General features: G+C 72.6%; 24 protein-coding genes. 17 read left to right on the forward strand and 7 right to left on the reverse strand.

Annotated features, from left to right (window positions below; translation table 11 throughout):
- Window positions 1-87: 87 nt before the first annotated feature.
- Complete coding sequence (locus tag ABH927_RS25105; RefSeq protein WP_370025330.1) at window positions 88-1035, reverse strand: glycosyltransferase; 948 nt, start codon at window positions 1033-1035, stop codon at window positions 88-90.
- A gap of 104 nt (window positions 1036-1139) precedes the next feature.
- Window positions 1140-1712: a D-glycero-alpha-D-manno-heptose-1,7-bisphosphate 7-phosphatase gene (locus ABH927_RS25110; protein WP_370025333.1), complete on the reverse strand. Its 573-nt coding sequence runs from the start codon at window positions 1710-1712 to the stop codon at window positions 1140-1142.
- A gap of 201 nt (window positions 1713-1913) precedes the next feature.
- Between ABH927_RS25110 and ABH927_RS25115 the strand changes: the two genes are divergently transcribed.
- The 13 genes from ABH927_RS25115 (at window position 1914) to ABH927_RS25175 (ending at window position 14600) form a co-directional block, all read left to right on the forward strand.
- A complete protein-coding gene (locus ABH927_RS25115; protein ID WP_370025336.1) occupies window positions 1914-3554 on the forward strand; it encodes a carbamoyltransferase in 1641 nt (546 codons plus the stop codon).
- Window positions 3555-3562: 8 nt separating this feature from the next.
- Complete coding sequence (locus tag ABH927_RS25120; RefSeq protein WP_370025339.1) at window positions 3563-4636, forward strand: glycosyltransferase family 2 protein; 1074 nt, start codon at window positions 3563-3565, stop codon at window positions 4634-4636.
- Window positions 4636-5664, forward strand: coding sequence for a glycosyltransferase family 9 protein (locus ABH927_RS25125; RefSeq protein WP_370025445.1), 1029 nt, complete (start codon window positions 4636-4638; stop codon window positions 5662-5664). Before ABH927_RS25120 ends, ABH927_RS25125 begins: the two co-directional genes overlap by 1 nt.
- The gene (locus ABH927_RS25130) at window positions 5661-6854 is read left to right on the forward strand and encodes a glycosyltransferase (protein WP_370025342.1); all 1194 of its coding nucleotides are present in this window, start codon (window positions 5661-5663) and stop codon (window positions 6852-6854) included. The genes ABH927_RS25125 and ABH927_RS25130 overlap by 4 nt, the downstream gene beginning before the upstream one ends.
- 3 nt (window positions 6855-6857) lie before the next feature.
- Entirely contained in the window at window positions 6858-7409 is a 552-nt protein-coding gene (locus tag ABH927_RS25135; protein ID WP_370025345.1) for an SIS domain-containing protein, read from the forward strand.
- Entirely contained in the window at window positions 7406-8833 is a 1428-nt protein-coding gene (locus ABH927_RS25140) for a PfkB family carbohydrate kinase (RefSeq protein ID WP_370025348.1), read from the forward strand. Before ABH927_RS25135 ends, ABH927_RS25140 begins: the two co-directional genes overlap by 4 nt.
- A gap of 80 nt (window positions 8834-8913) precedes the next feature.
- On the forward strand, window positions 8914-9594 hold the full coding sequence (locus ABH927_RS25145) for an SDR family oxidoreductase (protein WP_370025351.1): 681 nt from the start codon (window positions 8914-8916) through the stop codon (window positions 9592-9594).
- Window positions 9585-10532 (forward strand): glycosyltransferase family 9 protein, encoded by a 948-nt coding sequence (locus ABH927_RS25150; RefSeq protein WP_370025354.1) that lies wholly within the window; start codon window positions 9585-9587, stop codon window positions 10530-10532. Before ABH927_RS25145 ends, ABH927_RS25150 begins: the two co-directional genes overlap by 10 nt.
- On the forward strand, window positions 10529-11506 hold the full coding sequence (locus tag ABH927_RS25155) for a UDP-glucuronic acid decarboxylase family protein (RefSeq protein WP_370025356.1): 978 nt from the start codon (window positions 10529-10531) through the stop codon (window positions 11504-11506). The genes ABH927_RS25150 and ABH927_RS25155 overlap by 4 nt, the downstream gene beginning before the upstream one ends.
- Before the next feature lie 106 nt (window positions 11507-11612).
- Window positions 11613-12962, forward strand: coding sequence for a cytochrome ubiquinol oxidase subunit I (locus tag ABH927_RS25160; protein WP_370025358.1), 1350 nt, complete (start codon window positions 11613-11615; stop codon window positions 12960-12962).
- The gene (locus ABH927_RS25165) at window positions 12962-13975 is read left to right on the forward strand and encodes a cytochrome d ubiquinol oxidase subunit II (protein WP_370025361.1); all 1014 of its coding nucleotides are present in this window, start codon (window positions 12962-12964) and stop codon (window positions 13973-13975) included. The genes ABH927_RS25160 and ABH927_RS25165 overlap by 1 nt, the downstream gene beginning before the upstream one ends.
- Before the next feature lie 194 nt (window positions 13976-14169).
- On the forward strand, window positions 14170-14322 hold the full coding sequence (locus tag ABH927_RS25170) for a hypothetical protein (RefSeq protein ID WP_370025363.1): 153 nt from the start codon (window positions 14170-14172) through the stop codon (window positions 14320-14322).
- On the forward strand, window positions 14319-14600 hold the full coding sequence (locus ABH927_RS25175) for a hypothetical protein (protein ID WP_370025366.1): 282 nt from the start codon (window positions 14319-14321) through the stop codon (window positions 14598-14600). Before ABH927_RS25170 ends, ABH927_RS25175 begins: the two co-directional genes overlap by 4 nt.
- Window positions 14601-14662: 62 nt before the next feature.
- On the opposite strand, the gene ABH927_RS25180 is transcribed toward ABH927_RS25175, so the two are convergent.
- The 3 genes from ABH927_RS25180 to ABH927_RS25190 all read right to left on the reverse strand — a co-directional run bounded on the left by ABH927_RS25180 (window position 14663) and on the right by ABH927_RS25190 (window position 16881).
- Window positions 14663-15415: a Mut7-C RNAse domain-containing protein gene (locus tag ABH927_RS25180; RefSeq protein WP_370025369.1), complete on the reverse strand. Its 753-nt coding sequence runs from the start codon at window positions 15413-15415 to the stop codon at window positions 14663-14665.
- Between the two features lie 138 nt (window positions 15416-15553).
- The gene (locus ABH927_RS25185; protein WP_370025371.1) at window positions 15554-15901 is read right to left on the reverse strand and encodes an SPW repeat protein; all 348 of its coding nucleotides are present in this window, start codon (window positions 15899-15901) and stop codon (window positions 15554-15556) included.
- A gap of 317 nt (window positions 15902-16218) precedes the next feature.
- Window positions 16219-16881 (reverse strand): NAD(P)H-binding protein, encoded by a 663-nt coding sequence (locus ABH927_RS25190; RefSeq protein WP_370025373.1) that lies wholly within the window; start codon window positions 16879-16881, stop codon window positions 16219-16221.
- A gap of 115 nt (window positions 16882-16996) precedes the next feature.
- Between ABH927_RS25190 and ABH927_RS25195 the strand changes: the two genes are divergently transcribed.
- Both ABH927_RS25195 and ABH927_RS25200 read left to right on the forward strand, forming a co-directional pair.
- Entirely contained in the window at window positions 16997-17764 is a 768-nt protein-coding gene (locus ABH927_RS25195) for a hypothetical protein (protein ID WP_370025375.1), read from the forward strand.
- A gap of 2 nt (window positions 17765-17766) precedes the next feature.
- Window positions 17767-18336: a hypothetical protein gene (locus tag ABH927_RS25200; protein ID WP_370025377.1), complete on the forward strand. Its 570-nt coding sequence runs from the start codon at window positions 17767-17769 to the stop codon at window positions 18334-18336.
- On the opposite strand, the gene ABH927_RS25205 is transcribed toward ABH927_RS25200, so the two are convergent.
- Together ABH927_RS25205 and ABH927_RS25210 are read right to left on the reverse strand one after the other, a co-directional pair.
- A complete protein-coding gene (locus ABH927_RS25205; RefSeq protein WP_370025378.1) occupies window positions 18278-18793 on the reverse strand; it encodes an ester cyclase in 516 nt (171 codons plus the stop codon). The genes ABH927_RS25200 and ABH927_RS25205 overlap by 59 nt on opposite strands.
- Before the next feature lie 151 nt (window positions 18794-18944).
- Window positions 18945-20018 carry an AI-2E family transporter gene (locus tag ABH927_RS25210; RefSeq protein WP_370025381.1) on the reverse strand — a complete coding sequence of 358 codons (1074 nt, stop codon included), beginning with the start codon at window positions 20016-20018 and terminating at the stop codon, window positions 18945-18947.
- Window positions 20019-20187: 169 nt separating this feature from the next.
- Here ABH927_RS25210 and ABH927_RS25215 point away from each other — a divergent pair, with 169 nt between their 5' ends.
- On the forward strand, window positions 20188-21408 hold the full coding sequence (locus ABH927_RS25215) for an ROK family protein (protein ID WP_370025383.1): 1221 nt from the start codon (window positions 20188-20190) through the stop codon (window positions 21406-21408).
- Entirely contained in the window at window positions 21405-22700 is a 1296-nt protein-coding gene (locus tag ABH927_RS25220) for an ROK family protein (protein ID WP_370025385.1), read from the forward strand. Before ABH927_RS25215 ends, ABH927_RS25220 begins: the two co-directional genes overlap by 4 nt.
- Window positions 22701-22723 lie beyond the last annotated feature (23 nt).

Raw genomic sequence — 22723 nt, forward strand, 5'->3', positions numbered from 1 at the left:
CCGAGCCCGGCACGTATCGGGTAAACACCTCACCTCGACCTCGACCTCGACTTCGGGGGGGCGGCTCTCATACGAGCTCACCCGAGCTCACACGAGGTCGCGCAGCAGCCGGTCCCAGTCCGAGAGGAAGCGGCCGAGGCCGTAGCGGGCGAGGGCGGCCCCCCGCGCCGCCTTGCCGGCCTGGGCCGCCAGCTCCGGGTCGGCCGCGAAGGCGCCCAGGGCGTCGATCAGCGTGGTGACCTTGGTCGAGACGACGCCCGCCTCCGGCGGCACCGCCTCAACGGCCTCCGTGGTGGCCAGGGCCACGACCGGCATGCCGAGCAGCATGGCCTCGATGAGCGCGAGCCCGAGCGACGTCCATCGATACGGGTGCAGGTAGACCCGCCGGCGGGCGAGCTCGGCGTGCATCGCGCTCTGGGGCGGATCCTCGAAGGTCTCCATCCGGTCCACCACGCCGAGCTTCGCGGGCAGGCCGCCGACCCGCATGCCGTACACGTCGAGAGGAACGGCGGCGGCGAATGCGGGCAGCAGGTCGGTCCCGGCGACCCGCCACCGCCTGATCGGCTCGTTCACTACGACGCCCGCCCTGGGCAGCTCGCCGGTGTAGAGGCAGCCGGGGTCGACGACGCCGTGCTCGATGACCCGGGCCGGCGCCCGTCCCGAGTCCCAGAACAGCTCGTTGAAGTGCGTCACGTGGACGAGGGGGATGTCGTCCCGGTCGGCCAGGTGATGCCGGGTCTTGGGCACGTCCCCGGCCGGGGTGTTGTGCTCCACGTAGACCCCGGGCACGTCGCGCCCAAGCCAGTGCCGTGCGAGCTCGATCTCGTGGGGCCGCTGGTAGACGACCACGTCCACATCCTCGCCGGACAACAGGTCGTGGGGCACCTCGCGCACGTTCGCCGGCCACGGGTAGGTCCGCGCCCGCCCCCGCCCGTCGGGGCCGCGGTCGGGTGTGAGGGGCACAAGGTAGTCGTGGCCCCCCTGCACGAACGAGGTGGTCCACGAGCCGTGCACGTGCCAGACCAGGATTCTCATCGGATCACCGCTCCCCGTATTTCCATCTCCCCGTGACCTCTGTCCTCGTTCGGCGGCCTTATGCCGTGATCGTGTCGGCTCGTGTCGGCTCGTATCGGCTCGCGTCAGCCCGTGTCGGCTCGTGTCGGCTCGTCTCGGCGAGGGGCGATCAGCCGGTCGACCGCGGCGGCGAGGTCCGGCGCCACCTCCGGAGCGGCCGCCACCTCGGCGGGCAGCGTCACCGGAGTCGGCACGAGGATGCCACGCGCCCCGGCGGCGCGCGCGGCCTCGATGTCGCGGCCGATGTCCCCGATCACCACGCAGTCGCGGGGGCTCACGCCGAGGGCCGCCGCGGCCCGGAGAATCAGTCCGGGAGCCGGTTTGCGGCAGTCGCAGCCGTCCGCGTCGTCGTGGGGGCACACGGCCCAGACGTCGAAACGGCCGAGCAGCTCCTCGACGCGGGCGTTCACCTCGGTCAGGGCGGCTGGGCTGATGAGCCCCTTCGCGACGCCCGACTGGTTGCTGACCACGCCTACCGGCACGCCTGCCCGGCGGAGCCGGTCCAGCGCCGCCCGTGCGCCCGGCACCGCCTCCACCTCGCCGGGGTCCGCGTTGTACGGAACGTCGTGGATCAACGTTCCGTCACGGTCGAACAGCACGGCGGCGGGCCAGGCCGGGCGGTCGATGTGGCGTGACACGGCACCTCCCTGACGCCTTCCCGGATCGTGCCTTTTCGCTTCGCCCGGCTACCCGCCCGGTATGAGGGCAAACGCCGTGGTTGATTACCTAGCGTGACGATCGTTGAGAACGCGCCCTATTCACGTTGACTTCTCCGCAAAAGAGCGTTTAGAAGCGCTTCTCTCGGTAACCAGACACCCACGTGCAACGGAGGTAAACCGATGCGATTTCTGGGGATAAACGCAATATTTCATGATCCAGCTGCTGCGTTGGTTGTGGACGGCGAGGTGGTCGCCGCCGCCGAGGAGGAGCGGTTCAGCCGCCGTAAGCACGGCAAGCGCCCGGTGCCCTTCTCGGCCTGGGAACTGCCCGAGTTGGCCGCCGCGTGGTGTCTCGAGCAGGCGGGGCTGCGGCCCGAGGATCTTGACGCCGTCGCCTACTCCTACGACCCCGAGCTGGTGCGGCCCGGTCAGGAGGGGCTCGACGAGCGCTGGGAGGAACTGCGCACCACCTACGCCAGGCGTGCGCCCAACTTCCTCGCCACCGCGCTTCCCGGGCTCGACTCCGCCCAGGTGCGGTACGTGCCGCACCACATCGCCCACGCGGCGTCGGCCGGCCTGGCCGCGCCGTACCGCGAGTCGGCCGTGCTGGTCTGCGACGGGCGCGGGGAGTCGGTGTCGCACCTGGCCGGGCACTACCGCGACGGCGAGCTGACCGTCCTGGCCGGCCAGAGCCTGCCGCACTCGCTGGGCCTCATGTACGAGGAGGTCACCCAGCACCTGGGCTTCCTCAGATCCAGCGACGAATACAAGGTCATGGCCCTGGCGTCGTACGGCGAGCCGCGATTCCTGAGGGAGCTGCGCGAGCTGGTCTACCCGACCGGGGACGGGGGCTTCCGCGTCGAGCCCGTCGACTGGAGCGTTTACGCCAAGGCCCTGGCCAAGGGGGAGCGGTGGACGGCCGACCACGCAGACCTCGCGGCGAGCGTGCAGGTCCGCCTGGAAGAGGTCCTGCTGGACCTCGCGCGCTGGCTGCACGGGCGTACGGCCGCGCGCTACCTCACGATGGCCGGAGGAGTGGCGCTGAACTGCGTCGCCAACACGCGGCTGCTGGTCGAGGGCCCCTTCGAGGACATCTGGGTCCAGCCCGCCGCCGGGGACTCGGGCACCGCGCTCGGCGGCGCTCTGCACCTGGCCCACGCCCACGGCGACACGGTCGCCCCCATGCCCGGCGCCGACCTCGGTCGTGGCTGGAACGACGAGGAACTGGCCGCGTGGCTCGACGTCGCGCGCGTGCCGTACGAGCGGCCCGCCGACCTGGCCGCCACCGTCGCCGCGGAGCTGGCCGACGACCGCATCGTGGCCTGGTTCCAGGGGCGCAGCGAGTATGGCCCGCGGGCCCTCGGCCGCCGTTCGCTACTCGCCCATCCCGGCAGGCCGGCCAACACCGAGCGGCTGAACGACGTGAAGGGCCGCGAGCAGTTCCGCCCGATCGCGCCGATGGTGCTCGCCGAGCGGGCACCCGAGATCTTCGAGCGCGGGCCCATGTCGAGCCCGTACATGCTGTTCGTCCACGACGTACGGCCCGGCTGGCGCGACCGCATCCCCGCCGTCGTCCACGTGGACGGCACGGCCAGGGTCCAGACCGTCGAGCGCGGCCGGGATCCCCTGCTGGCGCGGATGCTTGAGGAGTTCGAGGCCCGGACCGGGCTGCCCGTCGTGGTCAACACGAGCCTCAACACGGCCGGCCGTCCCATGGTGGACGACCCCCGGGACGCCCTGGAGTGCTTCGGCTCCGCCCCCGTGGATGTCCTGGTGCTCGGGCCGTACGTGGTCCGCCGAGGGGCGGTGTTCGCCGGATGACGAACGGCATGACGGCGAACAGCCCCGCGGCGTACGGCCTCGCAACGAGCGGCGCGGCGGCCCGGTCCCGGCCGGATCTCGCGTCCCAGGTCCGGGAGTTCACGCCTGCGGGGCTGTTCACCGTGGTGATTCCGACCGTTGGCCGCCCGAGCCTGGCGGCGACGATCGCCGCCATCGGCGCGGGACCCGAGATCGTGGTGGTGGACGACAGGCCGGGGCATTCTTCCGGGCTGTCGCCGCTGGCCGTCCCGGAGGGCGTGCGCGTGCTGCGCTCAGGCGGCCGCGGGCCCGCCGCCGCCCGCAATGCCGGATGGAGAGCGGCGACGACTCCGTGGATCGCGTTCCTGGACGACGACGTCGTGCCCGGCCCCGGATGGGCGGAAGCCGTCATGGCGGATCTCGCGAGCCTGCCCGAGCAGGTCGGCGGCAGCCAGGGCCGCCTGGAGGTCCCCCTGCCGGCCGGCCGCCGGCCCACCGACGCCGAGCGCAACACGGCGGGCCTCGCCGGGGCCCAGTGGATCACCGCGGACATGGCCTACCGGCGGACGGCGCTGGAGGCCACGGGCGGCTTCGACGAACGGTTCACCGGCGCCTACCGGGAGGACGGCGATCTCGCCTTACGCGTCGAGCGCGAGGGATTCTCGCTCGTGAGAGGGCGGCGGGTCACTCGCCACCCGGTCCGCGACGACGGGTTCTGGTCGAGCGTCCGATTTCAGCGGGGCAACGCCGCCGACGCGCTGATGCGCGACCTGCACGGCCCCGGCTGGCGTGCCCTGATCGGCGGCCATCCCGGCCGCCTCAGGCGGCATGCCCTCACCACGGCCACCGGCCTCCTCGCGATCGCTCTTTCCCGGAGACGGGCGGCTGCGGGGGCGGCGGGTCTCGTGTGGCTCGGCCTCACCGCGGAGTTCGCCTGGGCGCGGATCGCCCCGGGGCCGCGTACGCCGGAAGAGGTCGCCCGCATGGCCGTCACGAGCATCGTCATCCCACCGGTCGCGTGCGCCCAACGGCTCCGCGGCGAAGCCCGCGTGCTGGCCGATCGGTTTCGGAGCCACGCGAGCACCGGGCGGGGGCGCCTGTGATCGGGACCGTGCTGGTGGTGCGACCCGACAACGCGGGCGACGTCCTGCTCGCCGGCCCGGCGATCCGTGCCGTGGCCGCGCGGGCGAGGGAGGTCGTGCTCCTGGCCGGGCCGCACGGGCGCGCCGCCGCCGAGTTGCTTCCCGGCGTGGACCGGGTGCTGCAGTGGCGGACGCCGTGGATCGACCCCGAGCCCGTTCCGGTGACGAACACGCATGCCGCAGGGCTGATCCAGGACGTGCGCGAGATCGCCCCGGACATGGCGCTGATCCTCACCTCGTTCCACCAGTCGGCCCTGCCGATGGCGCTGCTGCTGCGGCTGGCGGGGACGCCGAGGATCGCGGCGATCAGCGCCGACTACCCGGGGTCGCTCCTCGATCTGCGCCACGTCGTGGACGAGACCGTGGACGTCCCCGAGGCCGAACGGATGCTCGGCCTCGCCTGCGCCGCCGGATTCGAGCTTCCCCCGGGCGACGACGGGGCGCTGGCCGTACGGCGGCCGCTTCCGGACATGGAGCACCTGACCGGGCAGCCCGGCTACGTGGTGGTGCACCCGGGGACCACCGCCCCCGCGCGGGCCTGGCAGCCGGACCACTGGGCCGCCGCCGTCGGCGACCTCGCCGCGGCGGGCGAGCGGGTCGTCGTCACGGGCAGCCCGGGCGAGCGCGGGCTCACCGCCCGAGTGGCCGGATCGCACGCGGCCGACCTGGGCGGGGCGACGACCTTCGCGGAGCTGGCCGCGGTGCTCGCGGGAGCGTCCGCCGTCGTGGTCGCCAACACCGGCCCGGCGCATCTCGCGGCGGCGGTGGGCACTCCGGTGGTCAGCCTGTTCGCCCCCGTCGTGCCCGCCGCGCGCTGGGCGCCGTACCGCGTGCCGTCCGTGCTCCTGGGCGATCAGGACGCGCCATGCCGGGGGACCAGGGCGAGGATCTGCCCGGTTCCCGGCCACCCCTGCCTGTCTTCGGTCACCGGTGAACAGGTCGTCGAAGCGGTCCGCCGCCTCGCCGTCGTGAGGGAGGGAGTTCCATGAGGATCGCTCTGATATCGGAGCACGCGAGCCCGCTGGCGGCCCTCGGCGGCGTTGACGCGGGCGGGCAGAACGTGTACGTCGCGGCGCTCGCGGTCGCGCTGGCCCAGCGGGGCAACGAGGTCACCGTTCACACCAGGCGGACCAGCGAGGACCAGCCGGACACCGTCGCCATGGCGCCCGGCGTGACGGTGGACCACGTGCCCGCCGGGCCCGCGGAGCCGCTGCCCAAGGACGAGCTCCTGCCGTACATGCCGGCCTTCGCCGAGCACCTCGCGCGGAGATGGGCGGAGAGCAGGCCGGAGGTCGCGCACGCGCACTTCTGGATGAGCGGGCTGGCCACGCTGATGGCGGCCGAGGACCTCGGCATCCCGGTGGTGCAGACGTTCCACGCGCTCGGCACGGTCAAGCGGCGCTGGCAGGGCACGTCGGACACCAGCCCGCCGACGCGGATCGCCATCGAGCGCGACGTGGGACGGCGGGTGGACGCGGTCATCGCCACCTGCTCCGACGAGGTGAAGGAGCTCGCGGCGATGGGCGTGTCCAGCGACCGCGTCGCCGTCGTGCCGTGCGGTGTGGACCTCGACCTGTTCCGCCCCGACGGCCCGGCGGCGCCCCGGGGCAGCCGGCCGCGTGTGCTCAGCATCGGCCGGATGGTGCCCCGCAAGGGCGTCGACACGGTCGTCCGCGCGATGCGCCAGATCCCGGACGCCGAGCTCGTCATCGCGGGCGGCGCGCCCGGCGACGAGGAGGTCGTACGGCTGCGCACGCTGGCGACGGGCTACGGCCTGGGTGGCCGGGTGCGGCTGATCGGCAGCGTGGGCCGGACCGAGGTGCCCGCCCTGATGCGGTCCGCCGACGTGCTGGCGACCGTGCCGTGGTACGAGCCGTTCGGCATGGTGCCCCTCGAAGCCCTGGCCTGCGGCGTGCCGGTGATCGCGTCGGCCGTCGGCGGCCACCTCGACACGGTCGCCGGGTGCGGGCTGCTCGTCCCGCCCCGTAAGCCGCGCGCCCTGTCGCGGGCGCTCCGCGACGTCCTGGCCCGGCCGGACCTGCGGGCCGCGCTGTCGGCGGCGGGCGTGCGCAGAGCCCGTGCCAGGTACGGCTGGCCGAGGGTGGCGGCCCAGACCGAGTCCGTCTACCGAAATCTGGCGCGCGGCCGGCTCGACCGGCTCGCCGCGGCGGGAGGCTGAGCCATGCATCCTCATCTCGCCCGGCTGAGCACCGCCCTGGCGGCGGTGGACCCGGACACGCCCAGGATCTACGCGTGGGGCCTCAAGCTGGCCGCCGTGCTGACCGGCGGCGGACGGCTGCTGGCCTGCGGCAACGGCGGCTCGGCCGCGGAGGCGCAGCACCTGACGGCCGAGCTGGTGGGACGCTACCGCGCCAACAGGCGGCCCTACGCGGCGATCCCGTTACACGCCGACACCTCGGCGGTGACCGCGATCGGCAACGACTTCGGCATGGACGAGGTGTACGCCAGGCAGGTGCGCGCCCACGGCCGCCCGGGGGACGTGCTCATCTGCTTATCGACCAGCGGAGCAAGCCCCAACGTGACGGCGGCGGCCGAGGCCGCGCGCGAGTGCGGGCTCACGACGTGGGCGCTGACCGGTCCCGCGCCCAACCCGCTGGCCGACCTCTGCGACGAGGTCCTCGCCGTGCCCGTCGGGGACACGGCCACCGTGCAGGAGGTGCACCTCACGGTCATCCACATGCTCTGCGACGTGATCGAGGAGGCCTGCGCGTGACCGGACCCGTCGTCGTTCTGGGGGACTCGCTGCTCGACGTCGACGTCGAGGGCGACGCGAGCCGCCTGTGCCCGGACGCTCCCGTGCCCGTGGTCGAGGGCCGAGCCGAACACCACCGGCCGGGAGGCGCGGGCCTCGCCGCGCTGCTCGCCGCGCGTGACGGCACCGAGGTGGTCCTGATCACCGCGATCGGCGACGACCCGTCCGGCCGCCTCCTGGAGAGTCTGCTCTCGACGTCCGTCGAGGTGGTACGGCTGCCGCTACGGGGCACCACCGTCCGCAAGACGCGGATCCGCGCGAGGGGGCAGACCCTGCTCAGGATCGACACCGGAGACGGCCGCCCCGACGGCTCGGCGATGGCGCGGGCCGTCGCCGTCCTGAGGAGCGCGAGAGCGATCCTGGTGGCCGACTACGGCGGCGGCGTGGCCGAGCCGTACCTCTCCCATCTCGAGGCCCATATCGGGGCCCATATCGGGTCAGGACTGCGGGCGCCCGTGGTCTGGGACCCGCATCCGCGCGGCTCGCTGCTCGTGCCGGGCTGCGCGCTCGTCACGCCCAGCGAGGCGGAGGCCCGGCTGCTGTGCGCCGAGCCGTACACGACGCCGGACCGGGCCGCCCGCAGCCTGGTCCGCGACCTCGGCGCCGAGGCCGTGGCCGTCACGCTGGGGGAGCGCGGCGCGGTGCTGGCGTTCCGCGGCGGCCGTTTCGTCCGGATGCCGCCGCCCGGGGTGGCCGTCGGCCGGGACGCGTGCGGCGCGGGGGACAGGTTCGCCGCGGCGGCGGCGGTCGCCCTGGCCGACGGCGCGTCCACCGAGGACGCGGTCGTGACGGCGGTCGGCGAGGCCACCCGGTTCGTCGAGGAAGGCGGTGCGGCGGCGATCCGCCTGGCCGCGCCGGAGGCACGGACCGCGGCCCCGGCGGGGGGCTCAGTGGGGGTCCCGGCGGTGGGTTCAGCGGGGGTTCCGGTGGGGGGCTCAGCCTTCGAGGTGGCCGCCGCCGTCCGGGCCGCGGGCGGACGGCTCATCGCCACGGGAGGCTGCTTCGACCTGCTCCACGCCGGGCACGTGAGCCTGCTCCGCAGGGCGAGGGCGCTCGGCGACGCGCTGATCGTCTGCCTGAACAGCGACGACTCGATTCGCCGCCTGAAGGGGCCGGCCCGCCCGGTCGTCGGCGAGCGCGACCGCGTGGAGGTGCTGCGCGCGCTCGGCTGCGTGGACGCCGTGACGGTCTTCGACGAGGACACCCCGTCCGGGTTGATCGAGCGTCTCGGCCCCGACGTGTGGGTGAAGGGCGGCGACTACACCGGCCGGGCGATGCCCGAGGCCGAGGCCGTCCGCCGGGCGGGTGGCGAGATCGTCATCCTTCCGAGCGTGCCGGGCTATTCGACTACCGGACTCATCGCCGCCGTCCAGGCGGCCTCATGAGCCGGCGACTCGTGCGCAGTGACTCGTGAGCAGCGACTCCTGAACCGGCAATCCGTCGACAACGCGAGAGGAGACACCACATGGTCGGGAACATCCTGATCACCGGAGGCGCGTCCGGCCTCGGCCGGGCCACCGCCGCCGCGGTCGCCAAGGCGGGGGGACGGCCCCTTCTGATCGACGTCAACGCGCCCGACGGCGACGCGGACCACATCCCGGCCGACCTGTCCGACCGGGAGCAGGCCGAGCGGGCGGTCCGCGAGCTGGCCGGGCGGGCGGGCGGCCTCGACGGCGTCGTGACGGCCGCAGGCATCGACGCCTGCGGGCGGCTGGAGGACGTCCCCGCCGACGCCTGGGACCGGGTGATCCAGGTCAACCTGCTCGGCACCGCCTCCGTGGTCCGCGCGGCCCTGCCGTACCTGCGGGAATCGCGGGGCAAGGTCGTGACCTGCGCCTCCACCCTGGGCATCCGGGCCGTGAGCGACGCGACGGCGTACTGCGCCGCCAAGTTCGGCGTGGTCGGCTTCACCCGGGCGCTCGCCGCCGAGCTTGCCGGCCAGGTCGGAGTGACGCTCCTCATCCCGGGCGGCATGCACACGAACTTCTTCGAGGGACGTGACGAGCAGTACAAGCCGGGGCCGGACGCCCGGCTCAACCAACCCGAGGACGTCGCCGCGACGATCGTCTTCGCGCTGAGCCAGCCCCAGGGGTGTGAGGTCAGGGAGCTCGTCGTCTGCCCATCCACGGAGACCTCATGGCCCTAGAAAGGCCGGTGCTGCTCGTTCTCCGCGGGCTCGGGCTGGGCGACCTGCTGACCGGGGTTCCGGCGCTGCGGGCGCTGCGCCGGGCCCACCCGGACCACCGGATCGTGCTGGCCACACCCGCCCATCTGGCCGGGCTGCTGCCTCTGATCGACGCGGTGGACGAGCTGCTCGACGTGTCCGGCCCGGGACCGGTGCCGTTTTCGACGCCCGACGTGGCGGTCAACCTGCACGGGAGCGGCCCGCAGAGCATCATGGCCCTGCGCCGCACCCGCCCGGGGCGGCTGCTCACCCACGCGCACTCCGCCGTGCCCGGCGCGGACGGCCCGCCGTGGCCCGCGAACGTGCACCAGGTGCGCCGGTGGTGCGCCCTGCTCGAGTGGTACGGCATCGCCGCGGACCCCGACGACCTGCGTCTGCGCGACCCCGGCAGGGAGAGCCCCAGCCCGTACGGCGGGGCCGAGGTGGTCGTCCATCCGGGGGCCGCCTCCGAGGCCAGACGGTGGCCTCCGGACCGGTTCGCCCGGGTGGCCGCCGAGCTGAGCCGCCTCGGCCACCGGGTGGTGATCACGGGTACCCCGGCCGAGGGCGCGCTGGCGCGTCAGACAGCCGCGCTCGCCGGCCTACCGGACGCGTGCGTGCTCGCCGGGCGGACCGACCTGCCCGGCCTCGCTGCGCTGGTCGCCCGCGCCGCGCTGGTGATCTGCGGCGACACCGGAATGTCCCACCTGGCCACCGGGCTCGGCACGCCGTCGGTCGTGCTCTGCGGGCCGGTGTCGCCCGCGCTCTGGGGGCCGCCGCCCAGCCCCCGTCATGTCGCGCTCTGGACGGGGCGGTCAGGCGACCCCCACGGCGACCGGCCCGATCCGGGACTGCTCGACATCGACGTCCCGGAGGTTCTCGACGTGGCCCGCGGGCTGCTGGAGGTGAGTGTGCGGTGAACGGTCTTCGCGTGGTGGTCACCGGCGGCGCCGGGTTCCTCGGCTCGTACCTGTGCGAGCGGCTCATCGACCGCGGCGCCGAGGTGATCTGCATGGACAACTTCCTCACCGGGTCGCCCCGCAACGTCGAGCACCTGATCGGCCGGCCGGCCTTCCGGCTGCTGGAGTGCGACCTCACCGGATTCGTACACGTGCCGGGGCAGGTCGACCTGGTGCTCCACTTCGCGTCGGCCGCCTCGCCGGTCGACTACCTGCGGCACCCGATCGAGACGCTGAAGGTGGGCAGCATCGGCACGCTGCACGCCCTCGGGCTCGCCAAGGAGAAGGGCGCGCGTTTCGTCCTCGCCTCCACCAGCGAGGTGTACGGCGACCCGCTGGAGCACCCGCAGCGGGAGAGCTACTGGGGCAACGTCAACCCGGTCGGGCCGCGCAGCGTCTACGACGAGGCCAAGCGCTTCGCCGAGTCGCTCACCACGGCATACCGCAACTCACATGGCACGGACACGGGCATCGTGCGGATCTTCAACACGTACGGCCCGCGGATGCGGCCGCAGGACGGCCGTGCCATTCCGACGTTCATCCGGCAGGCCCTCACCGGGGAGCCCATCACGGTCGCGGGGGACGGCAGCCAGACCCGGTCGATCTGCTACGTCGCCGACACCGTCGAGGGCGTCCTCGCCCTGGCGGAGAGCGACTTCGAGGGACCGGTCAACATCGGCAACCCCACGGAGATGTCCATGATCGAGCTGGCCGAGACGATCCGCCGCCTGGCCGGCTCGTCGTCTCCCATCACGTTCGTCGAGCGGCCCGTCGACGACCCGGCGGTCCGGCGGCCGGACGCGTCCCTCGCCGCCGAGCGGCTGGGCTGGCGGCCCCGCGTGGACCCCGTCAGTGGGCTCCGCCGCACCATCGCCTGGTTCGAGGAGGAGCTCGGCACGGCCGACGGCTCGCCGTACCGCGCGGTCGTTTCCTAGTCCGATACCTCGCCGCTGCTGGCCCGATACCTCGCCGCGCGGTTCTCGCGATCTGGGCCGGGGCACTGACCTGCTCATAACCGGCCTGCACACGGGGGTGTGGACCATGACGTCGCTCACCGTCCTCGCGGGTCCGGCGAGCCCGGCCGACCTCGCCGCGGCCCGGATGCAGATGGCGCTGTCCCTGGGCTGGCACATCGTGCTGGCCTGTCTGGGCGTCGGCATGCCCGCCCTGCTCCTGTTCGCGGAGTGGCGGGCCGTACGGACCGGAGACGAGGACTTCCACCGCCTGGCCAGGCGGTGGGCCAAGGCGGTCGGCGTGCTGTTCGCCGTCGGGGCCGTCTCGGGCACGATTCTCAGCTTCGAGATGGGCCTCCTGTGGCCGGGGCTCATGGGCCTCTACGGCGAGGTCGTCGGGCTGCCGTTCGCGCTGGAGGGCATCGCCTTCTTCATTGAGGCCATCTTCCTCGGCATATGGCTCTACGCCTGGGGCAGGCTGTCTCCCCGCGCCCATCTCCTCAGCGGCGTGCCGATCCTCGTGGCCGGTGTGGCCTCGGCGTTCTTCATCGTCTCGGCCAACGCGTGGATGAACCAGCCGCGCGGCTTCGACCTGGAGAACGGGCGCGTCACCCATGTCTCGCCGTGGGCCGCGATGTTCAACCCCGCCACGCCGCCGCAGACCCTGCACATGATCCTCGCCGCGTTCATGGTGGCCGGGTTCGGCACCGCGGGGGTGTACGCGGTGGCCCTGCTGCGGGGCCGCCGCGACCGCTACCACCGGCTCGGGTTCCTCGTCCCGTTCACGCTCGCGGCGATCATCACCCCGGTGCAGATCGTGGCGGGCGACTACGCCGCGCGGTTCCTGTCCGAATATCAGCCGACCAAGCTGGCCGCGTTCGAAGGGCTCTACCGGACCGGCCCGAACGCGCCGCTGAGCCTCGGCGGGTTCTACATGGACGACCGGATGCGGTACGCCGTGGAGATCCCCAGCGCGCTGTCCCTGCTGGTGGGCTACCGTCCGGACGCGGTCGTCCAGGGTCTGGACCGCACGCCCCCCGGGGACCGGCCGCCGGTCACGGCCGTCCACTGGGCGTTCGAGATCATGGTGGGCATCGGGTTCCTCCTCCTGCTGCTGTCGGCGTGGCTGGCGTGGAGCTGGTGGCGGCGGCGCGACCTGCCCCGCACACCGTGGTTCCTGCGGCTCGCGGCGATCGCCGGGGTGCTCGCCGTGGTGGCGGTCGAGGCCGGCTGGACGGCGACCGAGGTCGGCCGGCAGCCCTGGGTCGTGTACGGCAGGCTGCGGACGTTCCAGGCGGTCAACCCCGTGCCGGGCCTGTGGGCCGGGTTCGTGGTCGTCTCCCTCGTCTACGTGGTGCTCACGGTGGCCACCGTCTACGTGCTCCGGCACATGACCCGGGGCAGGCAGGTCGCCCCCCAGGAACCGGCGGTGACGTGATGGACGCGGCGCAGGCTCTGCTCGCCGCCATATGGGTGGGGCTCACGCTCTACGCGCTGCTGGGCGGGGCAGACTTCGGCGGCGGCGTCTGGGACCTGCTGGCCGGGCGCAGCGGTACCGGCATGCCGCAGAGGCGGCTCATCGAGCACTCGATCGGGCCGGTCTGGGAGGCCAACCACGTTTGGCTGATCTTCGTGCTCGTGGTCCTGTGGACCGGCTTCCCGCTGGTGTTCGCCTCGGTGATGTCCACCCTCTACATCCCGCTCACGCTGGCCGCGCTCGGCATCATCGCGCGGGGGGCCGCCTTCGCCTTCCGCAAGACCAGCACGGAGCTGTGGCAGCAGCGGCTCTTCGGCGGCGCCTTCGCACTGTCGTCGGTCTTCACGCCCTTCTTTCTGGGCACGGTCGCCGGGGGCATCGCCTCGGGGCGTGTCCCGCCCGGCCTGGCCGCCGGAGACCTGGTGAGGAGCTGGGTCAACCCGACGTCCTTGCTCGGCGGTGTGCTCGCCGTGGGCGTCTGCGCCTATCTCGCGGCGACCTACCTGTGCGACGACGCCGTGCGGGCCCGGTTGCCGGAGACGGCCGAGGGGTTCCGCCGGAGGGCGCTCACCACGGCCGTCGTGGTCGGCGCCGTCGCGCTCGGCGGCATCGCCGTGCTGCGCTGGGACGCTCCGCTGCTCTTCCGCGGACTGACCGGCCGGGCGCTGCCGCTCGTCGCCGCCAGCGCCGTTCTCGGGCTCGTCTCCATCGCGCTGCTCTGGTGGCGGCGCTACCTGCTCGTGCGCGCCACCGCCGTACTGGCCGTCGCCGCCGTCATGTGGGGCTGGCCGGTCGCCCAGTATCCGGCCATGCTGCCGCCCTCGCTCACCTACCTGGACGCCGCCGCGCAGCCCGTGGTGCTCACGACGACCCTCGCCGTGGCGGCGGTCGGGGCGCTGCTCGTCCTGCCGTCCATCGCCTGGCTGTTCCTCCTCCAGCGCCGCGTGCCGTACGAGCCGGAATCACCCGGCTGACGATCGGTGGGCGCCTACGGGTTCATCGCGTTCCGGGTCTCTTCGCGGAGGGCGCGGCGGGCTGCCAGGAGGAGGGCGATCATGCCGAGGACGAGGACCGTCTGGCCGAGGCCCAGGACGTGCGGGTGAGGGGTGATCGCCTCCGTTGGTACCTCTCCCGCCTGAGAACCGAACCGGTCTCCGAGGACATCTGCGTGAGCGCGATCGACCTGCTCCGCGCCGCTCAACTGCACGGCCAGAAGTACGCGATCGACGCCGTTGTGGCGTTCAACTGCTCGGTGGTGGTCCAGAGGGGAGGTGGGGATGGCATGCTGGACGGACGGCGATCACGAGGAGATCAGCGATGACCCGCCCTCTCGGCACGCAGCCCGCGCCCCGGCGTACTCCTCTCAGCGCGGAGGAGAGGATTCGCGCCGAAGCGGGCTTCGTTCCTCTTGTCGCGGAGCACCTCGCCGCCAACGGGCGGTTCAGGGTGAGCGCCGACACCCCGGAGATGGTGGAGCTGTTCCAGGCGGTCGCCCGCAGGGTGGGTGACATGCTCGGGCGCCCTGTGGTCAGCTACGCCAACGGCAGGTACATAGTGATCACCTTCGGCCCGGAGGAGGCCCCCGGCCTCAGCGGCTGAGGCGCCCGCTCAGCGCAGGAGTGACTGAAGGCCGCCGTGGCCGATCCGGGCTCGGAGCGCTGTCAGGAGACGTGAGGGGCGACGATCCTTGACGCCTCGTCCACGATCTCGTCCAGATGGCTTCCGTGTGCGCCATGCCAGTAGACGTGTCCGCAGGTGAGGCAGCGGGCGAACGTGTCATAGCTGCGCCGGGTCCCCGGCAGCAGGAGCTCCTCGACCTCGGTCTTCCCGACCGGGGACAGCACGCCGTTGCATGCCGTACACCTGGTCCAGGGGGCGAGCGGCGGGGCGAAGCGGTCGAGCACGTCGCGGAACTGGTCGTCGGGGCGCGCGCCCCGGACGTAGGCGCCGAGCCAGAGTCCCCTGCGGCGCAGGAGCCCGCGATCCTGGGTCAGCAGGACCCTCTCCTCGGCGTTCGCCTGCCCGATCAGCGCGTCGTCGTCGAGGTCGTTGCGATAGGCCACGTCGACGCCGACGAGGCGCAGTCGCCGGGCAAGCGTGCCGAGATGGACATCGAGGACGAACCGAGACGACGGGACCTGCTGCGGCCTTCGCACCGCCAGCACGCGGATGAGGTCTGCCGTCAGAGGACGGTACGACGGCGTGACCGGCCGGCCGTCCACAAGGAGCGATCCGACCTCCGGGAGCGGGACACCGGCCGACTCGACCACGTGCCCGAGCGACGACGTGCCGTCATAGGGGACACGCAGATCGGCATGCCGGTCGCGGGGCGGCAGGAACAGCCACAACTCCGCCGCGAAGCGTACGCACAACTCGTGCCTGTCCACCCGTCCAGCATGCCAGCAGCCGCACATGGCCGGCAGCGGAGACCCGGTACGCGCAACCGTCTGAGCCGTAGGTGTCCAAAGGTCAAGGCCCCCCGCCCGACCGTCGCCGGGGGGCGAGGGCCGGGCGGGGCCGTACCGATGATTACGTGCGGGAGAGAGCCTGGGTCAGGCGTGCGTGGCTGTGGCCGTGCGTGCCTGGAGGGTCGTCAGCAGGCCGACGACGACCGTGACGGCGCCTGCGATCCACGCGGTCCACGCGGCCGACGAGTGACCGTCGAAGTCGAACGCCCACGGCGACACGAACAGCAGCGCCCCGAACGCGGCGGTGACCCAGGAGCTGGCGCCCCCGGCGCCGAGGATCGCCCACAGGGCGGACACGACGAGGAGCGCCCCGAGGATGAGCAGCGGCAGGTTGGCCGCGTTGACGTCACCGGCCCAGAAGAACGGCGCGAGCACCGCGACCAGGCCCGCGAGCAGGGCGACGACGTCGGACAACGATCTCGTGAGATCCATCGGTGCCTCCGGACATAGGGAGAGGTGACCTTTGGTCTCGACGGTCGGCCTGATTGACCGCCCGGTCAACATTCCAATCCGTCAGGGTTGCCTAACCGAGCGTCATCGCGAGTGGTGAGTGGCATCCCCGCAGCCCACGCCGAGCGGGACGGATTCGCAGTCCTTCGGGGCATGGCCGGCGAGCTGAGCCGGATGATGCCGCTGGCCCCGCTGTTGTCGGCGCGGAGTCCGCCGAGGCGCTGCGGACGCTCGTGCACGATCTGGGGCCTACCCGCTGGTGTGGATGCCGCCCGGGGCCGGCGTGATCCCCGGGCGCGTCAGCGGAAGACCAGGAGGCGGATCGCCTGGTCGACGGGGACGCCTCCGCCGATGAGCTCCAGGACGCGGTGCCGGGTCTCCGGCGTGTCGAGCAGGGCGGCGATCACGGCCGCGACGTCCTCGCGGGGCACCTCGCCACGGGGGAGCGGAGGGTCGGCCAGGGTGACGAGCCCCGACCCCGGCTCGTCGGTCAGCCGCCCGGGGCGCAGGATCGTCCAGTTCAGCGCGCGCGAGCGAAGGTCCTCCTCGGCGGCGGTCTTCGCGGTGATGTAGGCCGCCCAGACCTCGTCGGTTCCGGGCCGGGGCGGGGAGCCCGCGCCCATGGAGGAGATCTGGACGAAGCGCGGCACCCCGGCCCGCTCGGCCGCGTCGGCCAGCAGGACCGACGCCCCCTGGTCGACGGTGTACTTACGGGCCGCCCCGCTGCCGGCTCCGGCGCCGGCGGCGAACACCACGGCACCCGCCCCGACGAGGATCTCCGCCACCTCGCCGGCCGAGGCCCGCTCCAGGTCGCACAGCACGGCCTCCGCGCCGGTCGCCCGGACGTCCGCCTCATGGTCCGGGTTGCGGACCAGGCCGACCGGCTGGTCACCCCGCTCCGCGAGCAGCCTTTCCAGCAGAAGAGCGATCTTGCCGTGCCCGCCCGCGATCACCACGCGCATGTGGCCTCACCCCCGCTGACGATCCTTCCACTTCTCCGTACCGCCCCCCTCAAGCTCACCTTATGTGATAGTCATGTAACGGTAAGTGATCGCAATCTGTCTGTGAGGATGGTTCATGCTCGTCTGCGTACTCGCTGTGACCGCGGCGATCGGCCTGGTGGCCCTGGCCGCTTTCCTGTTCCGGAAACTGAACTGCGGCACCGACGACCGTGAGCCCCGTGGCGCCTCCGCCGGGCACTCGGGAGCGATGCTGTCCTCCCTGTTCCTGCTGGTCTTCGCCATCGCGATCGTCGTTCCGTGGACGACGGCCGATTCCGCCCGGCAGAACACCTACGCCGAGGGCCAGGCGGCCGTCGAGACCTACTGGTCGGCGGCCGAGCTTCCCGCCCCCGCCGGCGGCGAGGTGCAGAGGGAGCTCCGCGACTACGTGAGCTTCGTGCTCGACAAGGAATGGCCGGTGATGGCGACGGGCAGGCTCAGCCCGGAGGGTTCCTCACGCCTCGACACCTTGCGCACGCAGGTCACGGCCCTGAGCGTGACGGGTGACGACGCGCGGAGCGCCAAGAGCGCGGTCCTCGACCGGATGGCCGATCTGTCGGCCGCCCGTCGCCAGCGAGCGGCGGACGCCGCGGCCGCACCGCCCCCCGGTGTGCTGGTCCTGACCATCTTTACCGGGATCGTCGTGGTGGTCTTCCCGTTCCTGGCCGGCGCCCGGCCTCGGGGGCTCGCCATCGTGCCGCTGGTGGCGATGGCGGCTCTTCTCGGTGTCGGCATCTACCTGGCCTGGGACATCTCCCACGTGTTCACGGGCGGCCTGGCGGTCAAACCTGACGCCTTCATGAGCGCGCTCCAGGAGTTCCAGCGGATCCCCGAGGGCCGATGACCATGGCAATCCCACGCAACATGCCCGTGCTGCTGGCGGGAGCGCTCGCGGGGTTCGCGCTCGTCGGCGCGGGGATCGCAATGCCCGCCTCGGGAGCGACTGACACCGCGCTGGAGGTGCGCTCCCGAGATCACGATCACGGCTTGGAGATCACCATTTGCGTGGACCTGTCCACGCTGGTGGGCGTCAAAGCCGGGATCGGCATCGGGGCCCCTCCCTGTGGTTGCCGGCCGCTCTGCGCGCCTCCGAAGGCCGTGCCGCCGCCCCCGGAAGCGGCGCCGCCCAAGCCGCATCGGCCCCCCAGAGCACCACGGCCGCCGCAACCCGTCCGGCCCCCGGCGCCGCCGCCCCCGTCGGCCCGGCCCGCCCCGCCGGTCCGGCACGAGCCGCGACCGCCCGTGGAGGTGCACCGGCCGTCCCCGTCGATCATGCCCGCTCACCGGTTGCGCGCTCCTCTGGCGGCACAACCGGTCCGACGGCGACGCAACCCCCTGGCCACCGTGGTGGTGATGGTCATCCTCTCCACCATGATCGCCACGGCCGCGTCCGTCGCGTTCGCCGCCCTCCGATAGCCGTGCCGGTCTCGCGTTCCTCTTCTTCAGAGGTGCCGGGAACGAGCTTCGCGCCGAGACGGGTGAACAGCTCCAACTGGTCGAAGTAATATCGGCAGCTCGCGATGAGCCCGTTCTCGACGTTGAAGGCGGCGCCCAGGCGCACGCTGACGCCTAGGCCGGTCTGCTCCAGAGTGTCACCCCCCGGCATCAGCAGGGGGCCCCCGTGCGTACCGGTGAACAAGCCCTCGACTATGGCGAGGTCCTCGCATGCGACCGTCCCCCAGATCGTCAGACGTCCGTCCGGGAAGGCGGCGAGGCACGCGGCGTAGTAGGAGGCGATCTGCTCATGGCCCTCCGCCTGACCTCCTGGATTCACGCCGACGGCGTCACCACTGAAGAACCGCATGGCCCGGTCGAGGTCGTGTTCGTTGAGCGCGCTTATCATCCGGCCCACGACGGTCTCGGCGTCCGACATGGCGGACTCCCCTCTTTCGCGAGTGGGGAGTCACGTTACCCGCGCCTCGGTAATAGGGGGCTCAAGCGGCGTCGACCAATGGCCATCCCGCATGGCGGACAGGATCACCGTTTCCGCTTGGCTTCCCATGGCTCCCAGATTCGAGCGTCCGTCATGATCTGTCCAGGCGGGGGAAGGCGATCTCCCGGAGGAACAGCCGTACGGCCGCGGCGACGGGGATGGCGATGAGAGCGCCGATCATGCCCAGCAGCGTGCCGCCGATGAGCACGGCCAGGACTGTGACCACGCCGGGCACCTCCACCGCCTTGCCCATGACCTTGGGGACGATCAGGTAGTCCTCCACGAACCGGTAGGCCACGTAGAACCCCAAGGTGGCGAGCGCCACGGGCACGGAGACCGTGAGCGCCACCAGGCAGACGACCACCCCGCCGATCGAGGAGCCCACCACCGGGATGAGATCGACCAGTGCGACGAAGATGCCCAGCAGCACCGCGTACGGCACGCCGAAGATCTCCAGCCAGACGAATGTGGCGACACCCGCGATCACTGACGTGATCAGGTTGCCCAGCACGTACGCGCCGACCTTCGTCAGGATCTCGTCGGTGATGAGGGTGACCCGGGCTCTCCGGGAGTACGGCACGCAGCGGTAGAGCGTCTTGGTGATGCGCGGCAGGTCGGCGAGGAAGTACACCATCAGGACGCAGACCACGAAGAAGGCCGCCGCGGTGCTCAGGACGATCCGGCCGGCGCCCAGCAGTCCGGTGGCGAGGGAGATCCCGGTGCCGCCTCCCGAGGTGAGCTCGGTGAGGCGCTGCTCCAGGTGGAAGCGCTGGTTGAGGCCTCCCAGCACGGAGTGGTGGTCCCGCATGCTGCGCGCGTACTCCGGCAGCTGCGCCGCGAACTGGCTGCCCTGCTGGACGAGGGCGGGGATGGCCAGCGCCAGGAAGCCGCCCACCAGCGCCAGCGTCGTCACGATGATCACGGTCACCGCCGCCCAGCGCGGCAGGCCCTTGCGCGCCAGCCACTCCACCGCGGGGTTGAGCCCGATGGCGAGGAACAGCGCCAGCCCGATCAGGACGAGAACGTCACGTGCGCTGATCACCAGCTGGATCGCGGCGTACGTGACGGCGACCCCGGCGGCGCCCGTCATCCCGATGAAGAACGGGGACCGCCGGTTGAACGGCCGGCCCGGTGGGCCGAACGGCCGTTCCTTGTCATCCGTCATGGCGGCCACTTCCTCTCTTCTCCAGAAAGTGTGCACCTACGGCCCGGGGCGGCAACGGGGTGGTCGCCGGACGGTCTCGAGTCCGTCACTGTGCCTGGTGAGCCGCGCGCGCACGAAACCTACGGGATAGGTTGGAATAACATTTGAATTAATCGCGGGGGGAGTAGCGATGGGCCGTCCGAAGAGGGGAACGCTCCGCGACGTGCGGAGGGGCAACCGGTCAGTGCTCCTGTGGACGCTCTATTTCGCCAAAGAGCTGAGCAGGCTGGAGCTGGCCCAGGTCACGGGGCTGAGCCCGGCCACGGTGAGCAACGTGATCGGCGACCTCATCGCGGACGGCATCGTGGTCGAGGCGGGGGCCGTCGACTCCGACGGCGGGCGTCCGCGGATCATGCTCAGGGTCGACCCGTCGTATGGGAACGTTCTAGGCGTGGACGTCGGCGAGACGCGCGTCCGCGTCGAGCTGTTCGACCTGGCGATGACGCGGAAGGCCTCCAAGGAGTACGCCCTCGACCCCGGCCACCATGAGCCCGCCGTGGTCGTCCGCCATATCGTCGACGGGCTGAAGACGGTCCTCGCCGACGCGGGGATCGACGAGTCCGACGTGCTCGGCATGGGCATCGGGGTGCCCGGCGTCGTCGAGCAGGGGCCGGACCTGCTGATCCACGCCAACGCGTTCGGCTGGGACGGCGTGCCGCTGCGGGCCATGGTCCGCGAGAGCACCTCGATCCCGGTGTTCGCGGACAACGGCGCGAAGACCATGGGTCAGGCCGAGCTCTGGTTTGGAGCGGGCCAGGGCGCCAAGCACATGGTCATGACCCTCATCGGCTCCGGCATCGGGGCGAGCATCATCACCGACGGCGTGACCTATCGCGGCGTGGCCAGCAGCGCGGGGGAGTGGGGTCACACCACGATCGCCCTCGACGGGCGGCCGTGCCGCTGCGGACACAAGGGGTGCCTGGAGGCGTATGTCGGCGCCGAGGCCATCCTGGCGCAGGCCGGCGCCGACCTGGCGACGGTTGAGGAAGAGAGCGCTCTCGCGGCGCTCATCGCGGACCCGGGGGCTCGTCCCGTGCTGGAGGAGGCCGTCCGCCATCTCGGGGCCGGGCTGGGCAACCTCATCAACCTGTTCAATCCCGAGCGGATCATCCTGGGCGGCTGGGCAGGGCATCTCCTCGGACGGGAGTTCCTGCCCGAGATCCGGGAGGCCGCCGAGCGCAACTCGCTCCCGAGGCCCTTCGCCCAGGCGTCCATCCAGGTCGGCGCGCTCGGCCCGGAGGCGGTCGCCCTTGGCGCGGCCACCCTGGTCGTCGAGGACTTCCTCGTCTCGGGGCGCCCGGACGGCCGCGCCGCGCGCCCGGCGGCCGGGCTGGCACACTCACTGACGTGACGCGAGCGATCCGGCAGACGACGACCCAGACGACGACCCAGACGACAACCCAGACGACAACCCGGGGTCTGCGCCGCCACAACCGGTCGATGGTGCTCTCGCATCTCTATGTCGAAGGTCCTGCCAGCAGGCTGGAACTGGCACGCGCCACCGGCCTGAGCGCGGCCACCATCAGCAACGTCGTGACCGACCTGCTCGACGACGGCCTCGTCGAGGAGGCCGGGTCCGTCGACTCCGGCGGCGGGCGTCCGCACAAGCTTCTCGCCATCCGCCCCGGCCTCGGCCACGTCGCCGGGGTCGACATCGGCGAGACCTGCGTCAAGGTCGGGCTCTTCGACGGCGCCCTGTCCACCATCGCCACCGCGTCGTACGCCATCGGGGCCGAGGAGTTCGAGCCCGGCCTGGTGGCGCGGCTGGTCATCGCGGGTGTGCGGGAGGTCTGCCAGCAGGTCGGGGTGGACCCGGACGGGCTTCTCGGCGTCGGCGTCGGCGTGCCGGGCGCGGTGGAACCCCCGCCGAGCAGCCTGGTCCACGCCCCGATCCTCGGCTGGTCGGAGGTCCCCCTCGGGGAGACGCTGCGGCGGGAGATCCACGCGCCGCTGTACGTCGACAACTGCGCGCGGACGCTGGGCCAGGCCGAGATGTGGCGGGGAGCGGGACGCGGAGCCGGGCAGGCGGTCGTGGCACTGCTCGGCGCGGGTCTCGGCGCCGCGCTGACCACCGGCTCCAACCCGTTCCGTGGCGCGAGCAACATGGCCAGCGAGTGGGGTCACACCGTCATCGTGGTGCGGGGTCAGCCCTGCCGGTGCGGCTCGCGGGGATGCCTGGAGGCCTATGTCGGGGCCGAGGCGATCCTGGCCGACTACCGGAGCCGCCGCTCCAGCGTGCCGCTGGTCGCGACCAACCTGGAGGGCGGGCTGGCCGAGCTCGTGGCGCGTTCGCGCGACGGCGGAGCGGCCCGGGACGGCGGCGCGGCGCGGGACGGCGGCGCGGCGCGGGACGCCCTCGACGACGCGGCGGAATACCTCGGCGTCGGCATCGCCAACCTCGTCAACGTCCTCAGCCCCGAGCGGGTGATCCTTTCCGGGTGGGCGGGCGCGCTGCTGGCCCCCGAGATCCTGCCCGCCGTGCGGGACGCCGCGCGGCGGCACGCGCTGCCCCACGCCTACGCCAAGGTCAAGATCGAGCCGGGACAGCTCGGCCGGGACGCGGTGGCGCTAGGGGCGGCCACGCTGCCGATCGCCGACTTCCTGGCCGCGGGCGGCAGCCCCCGCGTCATCTCCGCCTGTTGACGCCACCCGCGTCGGCGCTTATT

The sequence above is a fragment of the Planotetraspora sp. GP83 genome (assembly GCF_041262585.1).
Classification (GTDB): Bacteria; Actinomycetota; Actinomycetes; order Streptosporangiales; family Streptosporangiaceae; genus JAOEGB01.

Coding starts and splice junctions, on each gene's coding strand:
- ABH927_RS25105 (WP_370025330.1), bottom strand. CDS start 1,035: ATGAGAATCCTGGTCTGGCACGTGCACGGCTCGTGGACCACCTCGTTC.
- ABH927_RS25130 (WP_370025342.1), top strand. CDS start 5,661: ATGAGGATCGCTCTGATATCGGAGCACGCGAGCCCGCTGGCGGCCCTC.
- ABH927_RS25175 (WP_370025366.1), top strand. CDS start 14,319: ATGACCCGCCCTCTCGGCACGCAGCCCGCGCCCCGGCGTACTCCTCTC.
- ABH927_RS25215 (WP_370025383.1), top strand. CDS start 20,188: ATGGGCCGTCCGAAGAGGGGAACGCTCCGCGACGTGCGGAGGGGCAAC.
- ABH927_RS25135 (WP_370025345.1), top strand. CDS start 6,858: ATGCATCCTCATCTCGCCCGGCTGAGCACCGCCCTGGCGGCGGTGGAC.
- ABH927_RS25145 (WP_370025351.1), top strand. CDS start 8,914: ATGGTCGGGAACATCCTGATCACCGGAGGCGCGTCCGGCCTCGGCCGG.
- ABH927_RS25185 (WP_370025371.1), bottom strand. CDS start 15,901: ATGGATCTCACGAGATCGTTGTCCGACGTCGTCGCCCTGCTCGCGGGC.
- ABH927_RS25210 (WP_370025381.1), bottom strand. CDS start 20,018: ATGACGGATGACAAGGAACGGCCGTTCGGCCCACCGGGCCGGCCGTTC.
- ABH927_RS25195 (WP_370025375.1), top strand. CDS start 16,997: ATGCTCGTCTGCGTACTCGCTGTGACCGCGGCGATCGGCCTGGTGGCC.
- ABH927_RS25165 (WP_370025361.1), top strand. CDS start 12,962: ATGGACGCGGCGCAGGCTCTGCTCGCCGCCATATGGGTGGGGCTCACG.
- ABH927_RS25205 (WP_370025378.1), bottom strand. CDS start 18,793: ATGTCGGACGCCGAGACCGTCGTGGGCCGGATGATAAGCGCGCTCAAC.
- ABH927_RS25200 (WP_370025377.1), top strand. CDS start 17,767: ATGGCAATCCCACGCAACATGCCCGTGCTGCTGGCGGGAGCGCTCGCG.
- ABH927_RS25150 (WP_370025354.1), top strand. CDS start 9,585: ATGGCCCTAGAAAGGCCGGTGCTGCTCGTTCTCCGCGGGCTCGGGCTG.
- ABH927_RS25115 (WP_370025336.1), top strand. CDS start 1,914: ATGCGATTTCTGGGGATAAACGCAATATTTCATGATCCAGCTGCTGCG.
- ABH927_RS25160 (WP_370025358.1), top strand. CDS start 11,613: ATGACGTCGCTCACCGTCCTCGCGGGTCCGGCGAGCCCGGCCGACCTC.
- ABH927_RS25120 (WP_370025339.1), top strand. CDS start 3,563: ATGACGGCGAACAGCCCCGCGGCGTACGGCCTCGCAACGAGCGGCGCG.
- ABH927_RS25180 (WP_370025369.1), bottom strand. CDS start 15,415: ATGTGCGGCTGCTGGCATGCTGGACGGGTGGACAGGCACGAGTTGTGC.
- ABH927_RS25190 (WP_370025373.1), bottom strand. CDS start 16,881: ATGCGCGTGGTGATCGCGGGCGGGCACGGCAAGATCGCTCTTCTGCTG.